The organism is Pseudomonas sp. ChxA, assembly GCF_030263855.1.
GTDB lineage: Bacteria > Pseudomonadota > Gammaproteobacteria > Pseudomonadales > Pseudomonadaceae > Aquipseudomonas > Aquipseudomonas fluorescens_CB.
The window spans coordinates 1,423,134-1,435,572 of record NZ_JARPMK010000002.1 but is presented as its reverse complement, the minus strand read 5'-3'; the positions used below and the strand labels follow the sequence as shown (position 1 = coordinate 1,435,572).

Annotated in this window: 11 protein-coding genes and 1 pseudogene; 9 read left to right on the top strand and 3 right to left on the bottom strand. The window is 60.2% G+C overall.

Features of this window, described 5'->3' with window-relative positions; translation table 11 throughout:
* Window positions 1-153 precede the first annotated feature (153 nt).
* From P5706_RS32385 to P5706_RS32350, 8 genes and pseudogenes are all read left to right on the top strand, one after another.
* Complete coding sequence (locus tag P5706_RS32385; protein WP_285684964.1) at window positions 154-2,187, top strand: ABC transporter permease subunit; 2,034 nt, start codon at window positions 154-156, stop codon at window positions 2,185-2,187.
* Between the two features lie 15 nt (window positions 2,188-2,202).
* Entirely contained in the window at window positions 2,203-3,873 is a 1,671-nt protein-coding gene (gene pstA, locus P5706_RS32380; protein ID WP_017135800.1) for a phosphate ABC transporter permease PstA, read from the top strand.
* Between the two features lie 210 nt (window positions 3,874-4,083).
* Entirely contained in the window at window positions 4,084-4,917 is an 834-nt protein-coding gene (gene pstB / locus P5706_RS32375; protein ID WP_017135801.1) for a phosphate ABC transporter ATP-binding protein PstB, read from the top strand.
* 111 nt (window positions 4,918-5,028) lie between these two features.
* A complete protein-coding gene (gene phoU / locus P5706_RS32370; protein ID WP_053258703.1) occupies window positions 5,029-5,790 on the top strand; it encodes a phosphate signaling complex protein PhoU in 762 nt (253 codons plus the stop codon).
* 169 nt (window positions 5,791-5,959) lie between these two features.
* The gene (locus P5706_RS32365) at window positions 5,960-6,856 is read left to right on the top strand and encodes a response regulator (RefSeq protein ID WP_200431083.1); all 897 of its coding nucleotides are present in this window, start codon (window positions 5,960-5,962) and stop codon (window positions 6,854-6,856) included.
* Window positions 6,857-7,041: 185 nt separating this feature from the next.
* Window positions 7,042-7,365 carry a type II toxin-antitoxin system RelE/ParE family toxin gene (locus tag P5706_RS32360; protein WP_200431084.1) on the top strand — a complete coding sequence of 108 codons (324 nt, stop codon included), beginning with the start codon at window positions 7,042-7,044 and terminating at the stop codon, window positions 7,363-7,365.
* Window positions 7,366-7,369: 4 nt separating this feature from the next.
* On the top strand, window positions 7,370-7,669 hold the full coding sequence (locus P5706_RS32355; RefSeq protein ID WP_200431085.1) for a helix-turn-helix domain-containing protein: 300 nt from the start codon (window positions 7,370-7,372) through the stop codon (window positions 7,667-7,669).
* A gap of 95 nt (window positions 7,670-7,764) precedes the next feature.
* Window positions 7,765-8,190, top strand: a pseudogene (locus tag P5706_RS32350) (M23 family metallopeptidase); the annotation flags it as partial.
* 4 nt (window positions 8,191-8,194) lie between these two features.
* Here the strand turns inward: P5706_RS32350 and P5706_RS32345 are convergent.
* From P5706_RS32345 to phoB, 3 genes are all read right to left on the bottom strand, one after another.
* Entirely contained in the window at window positions 8,195-9,535 is a 1,341-nt protein-coding gene (locus P5706_RS32345) for a hemolysin family protein (protein ID WP_017135804.1), read from the bottom strand.
* Window positions 9,536-9,804: 269 nt separating this feature from the next.
* The gene (gene phoR / locus P5706_RS32340) at window positions 9,805-11,091 is read right to left on the bottom strand and encodes a phosphate regulon sensor histidine kinase PhoR (protein WP_207160897.1); all 1,287 of its coding nucleotides are present in this window, start codon (window positions 11,089-11,091) and stop codon (window positions 9,805-9,807) included.
* 81 nt (window positions 11,092-11,172) lie between these two features.
* Window positions 11,173-11,862 carry a phosphate regulon transcriptional regulator PhoB gene (phoB, locus tag P5706_RS32335; protein ID WP_003195617.1) on the bottom strand — a complete coding sequence of 230 codons (690 nt, stop codon included), beginning with the start codon at window positions 11,860-11,862 and terminating at the stop codon, window positions 11,173-11,175.
* A gap of 154 nt (window positions 11,863-12,016) precedes the next feature.
* Here phoB and P5706_RS32330 point away from each other — a divergent pair, with 154 nt between their 5' ends.
* Window positions 12,017-12,397 (top strand): COG4315 family predicted lipoprotein, encoded by a 381-nt coding sequence (locus tag P5706_RS32330; RefSeq protein WP_285684510.1) that lies wholly within the window; start codon window positions 12,017-12,019, stop codon window positions 12,395-12,397.
* The last annotated feature ends 42 nt before the right edge of the window (window positions 12,398-12,439 follow it).

Below are 12,439 nucleotides of genomic sequence, written 5' to 3'. Positions count from 1 at the left end.
CTCAAGGATCGCCTGACCCGTTGGTATGTGTTGATCGGCGGCCTCGCCGTGCTCGGCGCCATTACCCTGATCTTCTTTTTCCTGGCCTATGTAGTCGCGCCACTGTTCCAAGGTGCCTCGCTGACCAAGGAAGACGCGCTGACACCCGCCTGGATGCAGGATGCCGGCAAGCCGTTGATGATCTCCCTCGAAGAACAGAACCAAGTTGCCATGCGGGTTTCCGACAAGGGCCAGGCGCTGTTCTTTGATGTGAGCACCGGTGCCGAGCTCAAACGTGTCGACCTGCCGTTGCCTGCGGGCGCCACTGTGGCCTCGATCGGCAAAGACCAGCCAGGCAGCCCGTTGGTGATCCTCGGTTTGTCCAATGGCCAGTCCCTGGTGTTCCGCCACACCTATAAGGTGTCCTACCCGGACGGCAAAAAGACCATTACGCCGGCCATTGAATACCCTTACGGCGAAACGCCTATCGTCCTCGACGAGCAGGGCCGCCCGCTGGAGCACGTCGCGCTCAACGCCACCGATTCATCGCTGGTGGTTGCAGGCTCCGCCGGTTCGTTTTTGAACGTACTGAGCCTGAGCCGCGAAGAAAACATGATGACCGGTGAAGTCACCAGTGAGCAGAAGCGCATCGAGCTGCCGCAAATGACTGAGCCGGTGAAGGCGATTTTCGTCGACCCACGCCAGCAGTGGTTGTATGTGGTCAACGGCCGCGCCCTCGCCGACGTCTTCAGCCTGCGCGACAACAGCCTCAACGGGCGCTACAAACTGCTGGAAGACGGCAACGCCGAAATCACCGCCAGCACTCAGTTGGTGGGTGGTATCTCGCTGATCGTCGGTAACTCCAAGGGTGGCCTGGCCCAATGGTTTATGGCCCGTGACCCGGACGGCGAGCAACGCCTGAAGCAGATCCGCACCTTCCAGATGGGCAACGCGCCTATCGTGGAAATCACCGCCGAGGAACGTCGCAAAGGCTTCACCGCCCTCGACGCATCGGGCAAGTTCGGCGTGTTCCACAGCACCGCGCATCGCACCCTGCTGGTCGATCCGGTGGTGGATGGCCAAGGCCTGTTCGGCATGTCGCCACGCGCCAACCGTGTGATCGTCGAAGCCGGCGGCAAGCTGCAACCGCTGCTGCTCGACAACCCGCACCCGGAAGTGTCCTGGAGTGCGCTGTGGAGCAAGGTCTGGTACGAAAACTACGACGAACCTAAGTACGTCTGGCAATCGACCGCCGCCAACACCGACTTCGAACCCAAAATGAGTTTGGCCCCGCTGACCTTCGGTACCCTCAAGGCTGCGTTCTACGCCATGCTGCTGGCGGCGCCACTGGCGGTGGCTGCGGCAATCTACACCGCTTACTTCATGGCCCCGAGCCTGCGCCGCAAGGTCAAGCCGGTGATCGAATTGATGGAAGCGATGCCGACGGTGATCCTCGGTTTCTTCGCCGGCCTGTTCTTGGCGCCGTATGTAGAAGGGCACTTGCCCGGGATTTTCAGCCTGCTGATGTTGCTGCCGATTGGCATCCTGGTCGCCGGTTTCGTCTTCAGCCGTTTGCCTGAGTCGCTGCGCCTGCGGGTTCCGGATGGCTGGGAAAGCGCGATCCTGATCCCGGTGATCCTGTTTGTGGGCTGGCTCTCGCTGTACATGAGCCCATACCTGGAAACCTGGTTCTTCGGCGGCGACATGCGCATGTGGATCTCCCACGACTTAGGGATTACCTACGACCAGCGCAACGCCCTGGTGGTCGGTCTGGCCATGGGTTTTGCGGTGATCCCGAACATCTACTCCATCGCCGAAGACGCCGTGTTCAGCGTGCCGCGCGGCCTCACCCTGGGCTCGTTGGCCCTGGGCGCCACGCCATGGCAGACCATGACCCGCGTGGTGATCCTGACCGCCAGCCCGGGCATTTTCTCCGCACTGATGATCGGCATGGGCCGCGCAGTGGGTGAAACCATGATCGTGCTGATGGCCACCGGTAACACGCCGGTGATGGAGATGAACCTGTTCGAAGGCCTGCGCACATTGGCGGCCAACGTCGCGGTGGAGATGCCTGAGTCGGAAGTCGGTGGCAGTCACTACCGCGTGCTGTTCCTCTCGGCGCTGGTGCTGCTGCTGTTCACCTTCATCATGAACACCCTCGCGGAGCTGATCCGTCAGCGTCTGCGCAAGAAATACTCGTCGCTTTAAGAAAGGTAGAAGTCTGTGAAACAGAACTCCCTGAATGGATGGTTCAAGAGCGGCGCCCCTGGCGTCTGGATCAGCGGTGGCGCGGTGTCCATCGCGGTCATCATGACCATTGGTTTGCTGGCCGTGATTGCCGTGCGTGGCTTGGGCCACTTCTGGCCGGCCGACCTGATCCAGGCCAACTACAGCGTGCCAGGCCAGGAAAACCATATCGTCATCGGCGAGGTGGTGCAGAAGGAAGAAGTGCCGCGCGAACGCCTGAAAAGCGCGGGCCTGCCGGTGCCGGACCAAGGCCCGGAATTCATGACCCGCGAGCTGATCAAGGTCGGTAACCGCGACTTGAATGGCAACGACTTCACCTGGATCGTCGGCGAGTGGTTGAAAGACCAGACCACGCCGAAGAACCTGATGGCCATTGAACGTCGTGAGTGGGGCAACTTCTACGGCACCCTGGTCAACGTCAAGCAAGATGGCAAGGTGATCGCCGAAGGCGAAGCCGCATGGCCGGAGCTGCAAGCCCGCGTCGATCGTGTGAACAAGCTGGCGGCCCAGCTCAAGAGCCTTGAGAAAACCGACATTGGCGCGATCAACGCAGGCCTTGAACGCATCCGCCTGCACGGCCGCAAACTGGAGCTGGAAGGCAAGCTCGACGCTGCCGCCCAGGCTGACATGGACTCCGGCCGCGCCGAGCTGAATGCCCGTTACCAAGACATCGAAGCCCGCCTGGCCGACCTGCACACCCAGTTCAACCGTGACAGCCTCACAGCCCGCGACGGCAACGGTAAAGAAATCGAAATCGGCATCGGCAAAGTCGTGCATGCCTACCAGCCGAACGCCATGGGCACCCTGACCAAAGTTGGTTTCTACTTCAGCAAGGTCTGGGAGTTCTTGAGCGACGACCCACGGGAAGCCAACACCGAAGGCGGGATCTTCCCGGCCATCTTCGGCACCGTGATGATGACGCTGATCATGGCAATGATCGTGACCCCGTTCGGTGTGCTGGCGGCGGTGTACCTGCGTGAATACGCCAAGCAGAACACGCTGACCCGCATTATCCGTATTGCGGTGAACAACCTGGCTGGCGTACCGGCCATCGTTTACGGCGTGTTCGGCCTGGGTTTCTTTGTGTATGTACTGGGTGGCTCGGTTGACCGCCTGTTCTTCGCCGAGGCCCTGCCGGCACCGACCTTCGGTACACCGGGCTTGTTGTGGGCCTCGCTGACCCTGGCGCTGCTGGCCGTGCCGGTGGTGATCGTGGCCACCGAAGAAGGCCTGGCGCGGATTCCTCGCACCGTGCGTGAAGGTTCCCTGGCACTCGGCGCAACCAAGGCGGAAACGCTGTGGAAGATCGTGCTGCCGATGGCCAGCCCGGCGATGATGACCGGCATGATCCTCGCCGTGGCCCGTGCCGCCGGCGAAGTGGCGCCGCTGATGCTGGTCGGTGTGGTCAAGCTGGCACCGTCGCTGCCGCTGGACGGCAACTACCCGTACTTGCACCTGGACCAGAAGATCATGCACCTGGGCTTCCATATTTATGACGTCGGCTTCCAGAGCCCCAACGTCGAAGCGGCACGCCCGCTGGTGTACGCCACCGCGCTGTTGCTGGTGCTGGTGATCGCCACGCTGAACTTGTCGGCCGTGTGGATTCGTAACCACCTGCGCGAAAAATACAAGGCGCTGGACAGCTAATGCGATCCCCAGTGGGGGCTGGCTTGTGTGGGAGCGGGCTTGCCCGCGATGCAGGCACCGCGGTGTGTCAGCCACACCGCGGTGATGCTATCGCAGGCAAGCCAGCTCCCACACAAGCCAGCTCCTCAAGGGTCCAGAGATAGACACAGATTTTTGAGTAAACCGCCCCGGCGGTTCAACCAAACGAATTGGTAGCACAGGGAGCATCCCATGCAACATGAAACCCACACCCACGGCATCAACATGTCGGCCCTGGGTCGCGACAAGCAGAGCCTGAGCCTGGCCCAGGAAACCGTGGCCATCGAAGTACCGGGCCTGAGCCTGTACTACGGTGAAAAGCAGGCGCTGTTCGATGTCAGCATGAACATCCCCAAGCAGCGCGTGACCGCCTTTATCGGCCCGTCCGGCTGCGGCAAGTCCACGCTGCTGCGCACCTTCAACCGCATGAACGACCTGGTTGACGGTTGCCGTGTAGAAGGCGCGATCAACCTGTACGGCACTAACATCTACCGCAAGGGCGAAGACGTGGCCGAGCTGCGTCGTCGCGTGGGCATGGTGTTCCAGAAGCCGAACCCGTTTCCCAAGACCATCTACGAAAACGTGGTGTATGGCCTGCGCATCCAGGGCATCAACAAAAAACGCATCCTCGACGAAGCCGTTGAGTGGGCCTTGAAAGGCGCGGCGCTGTGGGACGAGGTCAAGGACCGCCTGCACGACTCGGCACTCGGCCTGTCCGGCGGCCAGCAGCAGCGTCTGGTGATCGCCCGCACCATCGCCGTGGAGCCGGAAGTGTTGCTGCTCGACGAACCGTGCTCGGCACTCGATCCGATCTCGACGCTGAAAGTCGAAGAGCTGATCTACGAACTCAAGTCCAAGTTCACTATCGTCATCGTGACCCACAACATGCAACAGGCGGCGCGGGTTTCCGACTACACCGCGTTCATGTACATGGGCAAGCTGGTGGAATTCGGCGACACCGACACCTTGTTCACCAACCCGGCGAAGAAGCAAACCGAAGACTACATCACCGGTCGTTACGGCTAGCCCCAGCTGCAAGCCGCAAGTTTCAAGCGGCAAGTGGAAGCAGTTTGATCAACGACACACATCAGCTTGCAGCTTGTAGCTTGCGGCTTACAGCTTTTGCGGAGCAAACCCATGATTAGCAAAGAAGGCCTTACCCACCACATCTCCGCGCAGTTCAACGCCGAGCTTGAGGAAGTGCGCAGCCACCTCCTGGCGATGGGCGGGCTGGTGGAGAAGCAAGTCAACGATGCGGTCACCGCGCTGATCGAGGCCGACTCGGGCCTGGCCCAGCAAGTGCGCGAGATCGATGACCAGATCAACCAGATGGAACGCAACATCGACGAAGAATGCCTGCGCATCCTGGCCCGTCGCCAGCCGGCGGCCTCCGACCTGCGTCTGATCATCAGCATCTCCAAGTCGGTGATCGACCTGGAGCGCATCGGCGACGAAGCCACCAAAATCGCCCGCCGCGCTATCCAGTTGTGCGAAGAAGGCGAAGCGCCACGCGGTTATGTGGAAGTGCGCCACATCGGTGACCAAGTGCGCAACATGGTGCGCGATGCGCTGGACGCGTTCGCCCGCTTCGACGCCGAATTGGCGTTGTCGGTGGCGCAATACGACAAGACCATCGACCGCGAATACAAGACCGCACTGCGCGAGCTCGCCACCTACATGATGGAAGACCCGCGCTCTATCTCGCGGGTCTTGAACATCATCTGGGTACTGCGTTCCCTGGAACGTATCGGCGACCACGCGCGCAATATCTCGGAACTGGTGATTTACCTGGTGCGCGGCACCGACGTGCGGCACATGGGCCTTAAGCGCATGAAAGCCGAAGTTGAAGGCACTGCTGATCAAATCCCTAATGTTCCGGGCGAATCTGACGATAAGTAAGGTTGCCCGAGAAATTAACGCCCGGCCTTTGGTCGGGCGTTTTCGTTTGCGGCATCTGAATTTTTTTGCGCAGCAGGAGCAATAAAGTCCTTCTGTGACCAGCGGGTTTTGGCAAAATGCCATCAGTCAGGCGTTTTGCGTGCCGACGTTTTAATAGGGTGAAGGGTCGATGAGTAAAGTCAGTGTATTGGTGGTGGACGACGCCTCGTTTATCCGCGATTTGGTGAAGAAGTGCCTGCGCAACTACTTCCCGGGTATCAAGATTGAAGACGCGGTGAACGGCAAAAAGGCGCAATCCATCCTGATGCGCGAGACCTTCGACCTGGTGCTGTGCGACTGGGAAATGCCCGAGATGTCCGGCCTTGAGCTGTTGACCTGGTGCCGTGAGCAAGCGCACCTGAAGGCCATGCCGTTCGTGATGGTGACCAGCCGTGGCGACAAGGAAAACGTGGTGCAAGCCATTCAGGCCGGGGTTTCCGGTTATGTCAGCAAGCCGTTCACCAACGAGCAGCTGCTGAACAAGGTCAAGCAGGCTTTGCACAAGATCGGCCGCCTCGACGCCCTCATCGCCAGCGCGCCGACCAAGATGAATTCGGCCTTCGGCAACGACTCACTGAACGCCCTGACCGGCGGCAAGCCCGAAGCGGCCAAACCGGCGCCGGTGGCTGCCCCAAGCAAAGGCCTGCTCAACAGCCCGCCGGTGCAAGCCGCTGCGGCCTCGCCTGCCGGCGGTCGCGGCCAAGGCCAGCTGCGGCTGTCCAGCGGCAACCAGCAATGCGTGATCAAGGCGTTGAGCATCAAGGAAGCGCTGCTGGTGGTCCGTCGCGGTGAAGTGCTGCCGCAAGTACTGGAAAGTGCCGTGCTCGACCTTGAGCAAGGCGAAAACGCCGAAGTCGCGCGCCTCAACGGCTACCTGCACGCCGTTGTCGCCTATGAGCCAAGGCCTGACAGCGACTGGTTGCAACTGACCTTCCGGTTTATCGATCAGGATGCGCAGAAGCTCGATTACATCTCCCGCCTGATCGCGCGCGGTACGGCGCAGAAGCATTTTGTGCCGGGTGCGTGATCGCCTGAATCAAGGGAATCGACCGACCGTCTGATTCCCGTTGGGTCGCTTGATTTATATCTGTTCCGATATATTCTCTCGATAACGCGTCAGTTATCGAGCCTTTGCTATGCCTTGAAACACACCCTTAGCGCCTCTGGCTGAATCGTCGATTAGGCTTCTTCTTTCCAGGAAAGGAGAAGCCAATGCCAAGGCACAAGGATGTGGTGTTTTTAGGAAGCTCGCTCAAGGATCTCAAAGAATTCCCTCTCGACGCCCGAAGGGCTGCCGGCTTTCAGTTGGACCTCTTGCAGCAGGGTGAACAGCCTTTTGATTGCAAGCCGATGAAGACTATCGGGAGGGGCGTCAGCGAAATTCGGATCACTGAGGAATCAGGAGCGTTTCGAGTGTTCTACGTGGTCAATCGGCCGGAAGCGGTCTATGTGCTGCACGCGCTGCGCAAGACCACACAGAAAACCGAAGGGCGGGATATCGAACTGGCTCGTGCCAGATTGCAGGAGATAGGTTAAGCCCATGACAGACTCAAAAATCCACACCGAACGTTTCAGCAGCGTCTGGGATGCTCTGGAAGACACGCCCCAACAAGCCGCCAATATGCGCCTGCGCTCAAAATTACTGTTGGAGTTGTGCAACGCCATCCGCAGTTGGGAGCTTTCTCAGAAAGACGCGGCCCAAAGGCTCGGTATCAGTCAGCCGCGCTTGAACGACATGCTCAACGGCAAGATCGACAAGTTTTCCCTCGATGCGCTGGTCAACCTGTCAGCCGCTGCTCAGATGAATGTGGATATCTGCTTTACCGCGCTGCCCGCTTAGAGCTGCCAGCAACCCTTGCTAGCCTGCCGTTCAGTCATCCCGGCAGGTACGCCATGTTCATTCGCCTGGTCCTGTGCTGCGGGCTGGCCACGGTTCCATTGCGCTTGACCCATGGCCCTAATGGCACCTTCAGCCACACCGACGCCAGGAGCCGCTACGCCATGGACATCGCCATGCCGGAAGGCACACCGATCATTGCGGCACGTAGCGGTGTGGTGGTGAAGACTGAAAACCAGCAGGCGGGGCGTGGGGGGGATGCCTCAGGAAATTTCGTGCGCATACGCCACGATGACGGCACCGAGGACGTGTACCTGCACCTCAAGCAAGGTTCGGTCAGCGTCAGGCCAGGGCAGCATGTGGCGGTGGGAAGCGCGCTGGCGTTATCGGGCAATACCGGCAACAGCAGCGGGCCGTATCTGCATTTTGTGGTGCAGACGGCTTCTGAGGCCGGGCTGGTTTCGATTCCGTATGAGTTCAACCAGCCACTTGGCAAATTGCCCAACTTTGCGTTGGGCAATTAAGGCGTCAATCCAGCAGCAACACCTTGGCCAGCACGATCTTCGGCCCTTTCATCTTCTTGATGATGATGCGCAAGCCTTCAACTTCCAGCACTTCTTCCTCTTCCGGCACGCGTTTGAGCGTGTCGTAGATCAAGCCCGCCAGGGTTTCCGCTTCGATGTGGTCCAGGTCCACGCCCAGCAGGCGCTCCACCTTGAACAGTGGCGTGTCGCCACGCACCAGCAGTTTGCCTGGCTGGTAGGCGAGGATGCCGCGCTCGGCCTTGCGATGTTCGTCCTGAATATCGCCGACCAGCACTTCCAGCACGTCTTCCATGGTCAGGTAGCCGATGACTTTGCCGTCGGCTTCTTCCACCAGGGCAAAGTGCGCGCCGCCTTTGCGGAACTGCTCAAGCAGCTGCGACAGCGGCATGTGCCGCGAGACGCGCTCCAGTGGGCGGGTCAGCTCGGCCAGGTTGAATGACTCGGGGATGTGGTCCAGGGCTGCCAGCTCCAGCAGCAGGTCCTTGATGTGCAGCAAGCCGACAAACTCATTGCGATCGGCGTCATACACCGGATAGCGGCTGAATTTGTGGCGGCGGAACAGCGCAAGGATTTCCTTGAGCGGGGCGTTGAAGTCCAGGGTTACCAGGTCTTCGCGGGAGTTGGCCCAATCCACTACTTCCAGCTCGCCCATTTCCACGGCCGAAGCCAGTACGCGCATGCCTTGGTCGCTTGGGTCCTGGCCACGGCTGGAGTGCAGGATCAGCTTGAGTTCTTCGCGGCTGTAATGGTGCTCATGGTGCGGGCCAGGCTCGCCTTGGCCGGCAATACGCAAAATGGCGTTGGCGCTGGCGTTGAGCAGGTAGATCGCCGGGTACATGGCCCAGTAGAACAGATACAGCGGCACCGCCGTCCACAGCGACAGCAGCTCGGGTTTGCGAATTGCCCAGGACTTGGGGGCCAATTCACCGACCACGATGTGCAGGTAGGAAATCACGAAGAAGGCGGCAAAAAACGACACGCCTTTGATCACTTCAGGCGATTGCACGCCGATGGCGCCCAGCAATGGCTCGAGGATGTGCGCAAAGGCCGGTTCACCGACCCAGCCCAGGCCCAGGGAGGCGAGGGTAATACCCAATTGGCAGGCCGACAGGTAGGCGTCGAGCTGGCTGTGGACGGTGCGCAGGATCTGCCCGCGCCAGCCGTTCTTGTGGGCGATGGCCTCGACCCGAGTGGCGCGCAGTTTGACCATGGCAAATTCCGCCGCAACGAAGAAACCGTTGAGCAGTACCAGGATCAGTGCAAAAAGAATCATGCCGAAATCGGCAAAGAGTGTAGCGAGGGTGATACCAGGGGAAGGGTCCATGATGGGGTTTTGCAGGTTCCGTGTGTTCAATAAGTGGTGGCAGATAGGCCTGAAAGGCAGGCGCAAGTCGGCCAATGTAGCGGCTGACGGGGCGCTTGCCTAGTGCCCGCTGCCGGGCGGAGCGTGGAAAGCCTTCTGCCAAACCACACAAATTCAATGTGGGAGCTGGCTTGCCTGCGATAGCGGCCTGTCAGTTGACGTATTTTCAGCTGACCCACCGCTATCGCAGGCAAGCCAGCTCCCACACTTGGATTTACGTTGTTTTCGGGTTATTCATCATTCCCGATCACCCGCGAGCGGGTCACCTGCGCCGGTGGGAAATGGCAGGTGAAGGTGCTGCCATGCCCCAGTACGCTGCTGATCTCCAACCGTGCGCGGTGGCGCAACAGCACGTGTTTGACGATCGCCAGGCCCAGCCCGGTACCGCCGGTGTTGGAGTTGCGGCTTGAGTCGACGCGGTAGAAGCGTTCGGTCAGGCGCGGCAGGTGCTTGGCGTCGATACCGATGCCAGAGTCTTGCACGCTCAAGTGCGCGCCGTGCTCGTCGCTCCACCAGCGGATGCGGATATTGCCCTTGTCCTGGGTGTACTTCACGGCGTTGAACACCAGGTTGGAAAACGCGCTGCGCAACTCACCTTCGCTGCCTTTGAGCAATACCTGCGGGTCGGCTTCCAGGGTGATCTGTTGCCCGCGCTCGCCGGAAAGCGCCTGGGCGTCATTCTTGATGGTCTGCAGCAGGCTTTGCACCGCCACCGGATGGTTGTCCGACGGGTAATCGGTGGCTTCCAGCTTGGCCAGCAACAGCAGGTCATTGAGCAGCGTTTGCATGCGTGAGCCCTGCTGCTGCATCTGCTGCAGGGCACGGCTCCAGCGCGGGTTGATCTCGTCGACGTTGTCCAGCAGCGTCTCCAGGTAGCCGCAGATCACCGTCAACGGCGTACGCAGTTCGTGGGAGACGTTGGCGACGAAGTCTTTGCGCATCTGTTCCAACTGGTGAATGCGAGTCACGTCGCGCACCAGCATCAGGTGCTCGTTGTTGCCATAACGCGTCAGGTACAACTGGATGCGCACGCGGTCATTGGTGGGCGAGGGGATTTCCAGCGCTTCTTCGTAGTTCTCCTGTTCGAAGTACTCCTTGAAGCGCGGGTGGCGCACCAGGTTGGTCACCGGCTGGCCGCTGTCTTGGGGCGTCTTGAGGCCCAGCAGGGTCTCGGCGGCGCGGTTCCACCATTCCAGGTTGCCGTCGCTGTCGAGCATGATCACCGCGTCTTTGAGCGCGGCGGTGGATTCCTGTACCCGGTCGATCACCGCTTGCAGGCGCCCGCGAACCCGTTGGTCGCGGCGTTGCAGGTGGTAGATGCTGTCGAACACCTCGCCCCACAGGCCGTAGCCGTCGGGTGGTGCTTCGTCGGGTTTGTGCTGGCGCAGCCATTCATGCAGGCGCAGCAATTGTTTGAGGGTCCAGCCCAGGTACAGGCCGATACCGACTGCGAGACTCCAGCCGTAGTAGCCGCTGATCAAGCCCACCACCAAGCAACCGGTGATCAACAGAAGCATGTGGCGAATCAGGGTGCCATGCCAGTTCTGGTTCACTTAAACATGCGTCCTTGTCAGCTGTTAAGGAAAGGAGGGGCCGGCTCAGCCTTTGGTGGAAAAGCGATAGCCGGTGCCGCGCACGGTTTGTACCAGATTCTCGTAGGCATCGCCCAAGGCTTTGCGCAGGCGGCGGATATGCACGTCAACCGTGCGCTCCTCCACATACACGTTGCCGCCCCACACCTGGTCGAGCAATTGGCCACGGGTGTAGGCGCGCTCCTGGTGGGTCATGAAAAATTGCAGCAGGCGGTATTCGGTCGGCCCCATCTCGGCCGGCTTGCCGTCGATGGTCACGCGGTGGCTGATCGGGTCCAGGATCAGCCCGTCGACTTCGATCGGCGCTTCGCCATCAGTCGGGCCGGCACGGCGCAGTACGGCCTTCAGGCGCGCTACCAGCTCACGTGGGGAAAATGGCTTGGTGATGTAGTCATCAGCGCCGACTTCCAGGCCCTGGATCTTGTTGTCCTCTTCACCCTTGGCGGTGAGCATGATGATCGGGATATCCCCGGTCAATTCGTCACGTTTGAGGCGGCGAGCCAGTTCGATGCCGGAGGTGCCGGGCAGCATCCAGTCCAGCAGGATCAGGTCCGGCTTACGGTCGACGATAATGGCATGGGCCTGCTGGGAGTTCTCCGCCTCCAGGCAGTCGTAGCCGGCCATTTCCAACGCAACGGCGATCATCTCGCGAATGGGCGCTTCGTCGTCAACGATCAGAATGCTCCTGCCAACCATGCTCAAAATCCTCTTGTCATTTAACTGTCTTGCGCCGCATTAGATAACGGAATTATTGCAGTCGTGTGACAGTAATTTAGTCGATCGGGCAATTCGCGGCACTCTGGACTACCCTTTGGGTCCGAATCCTGACAACCACAAAAGGAAGGTTCCGATGACTCAAAGTACTTTTTCCTGGAAAGCCCTGTTGGTAACGGCGGCGTTGACCCTGCCGACACTGGCATTTGCGGCTGAGCCGGCGATGACTAAGGACGGCGTGTTGGTGGATCACAAGGGCATGACGCTCTACACCTTTGCCAAGGACTCTGGTGACAAGTCCATGTGTAACGACAAGTGCGCCACGAACTGGCCGCCGTTGATGGCTGAGTCCACTGACAAGCCGATGGGCAAATGGACCGTGATCACGCGTGACGATCAGAAGAGCCAGTGGGCCTACAGCGGCAAGCCGCTTTACACCTTCGTCATGGACAAGAAGGCCGGCGACATGACCGGTGAAGGTAAAATGGACGGTGCCTGGAAGGTCGCCAAGCCTTGACTCTGCGGCGCCATTGAAACCATCGCGGGCAAGCCCGCTCCC

What these genes read in the sequence shown, in the direction of transcription:
- P5706_RS32385 (WP_285684964.1), top strand. Translation starts at nt 154, where the DNA reads ATGCAGGATGCCGGCAAGCCGTTGATGATCTCCCTCGAAGAACAGAAC.
- pstB (WP_017135801.1), top strand. Translation starts at nt 4,084, where the DNA reads ATGCAACATGAAACCCACACCCACGGCATCAACATGTCGGCCCTGGGT.
- phoU (WP_053258703.1), top strand. Translation starts at nt 5,029, where the DNA reads ATGATTAGCAAAGAAGGCCTTACCCACCACATCTCCGCGCAGTTCAAC.
- P5706_RS32365 (WP_200431083.1), top strand. Translation starts at nt 5,960, where the DNA reads ATGAGTAAAGTCAGTGTATTGGTGGTGGACGACGCCTCGTTTATCCGC.
- P5706_RS32360 (WP_200431084.1), top strand. Translation starts at nt 7,042, where the DNA reads ATGCCAAGGCACAAGGATGTGGTGTTTTTAGGAAGCTCGCTCAAGGAT.
- P5706_RS32355 (WP_200431085.1), top strand. Translation starts at nt 7,370, where the DNA reads ATGACAGACTCAAAAATCCACACCGAACGTTTCAGCAGCGTCTGGGAT.
- P5706_RS32345 (WP_017135804.1), bottom strand. Translation starts at nt 9,535, where the DNA reads ATGGACCCTTCCCCTGGTATCACCCTCGCTACACTCTTTGCCGATTTC.
- phoR (WP_207160897.1), bottom strand. Translation starts at nt 11,091, where the DNA reads ATGCTTCTGTTGATCACCGGTTGCTTGGTGGTGGGCTTGATCAGCGGC.
- phoB (WP_003195617.1), bottom strand. Translation starts at nt 11,862, where the DNA reads ATGGTTGGCAGGAGCATTCTGATCGTTGACGACGAAGCGCCCATTCGC.
- P5706_RS32330 (WP_285684510.1), top strand. Translation starts at nt 12,017, where the DNA reads ATGACTCAAAGTACTTTTTCCTGGAAAGCCCTGTTGGTAACGGCGGCG.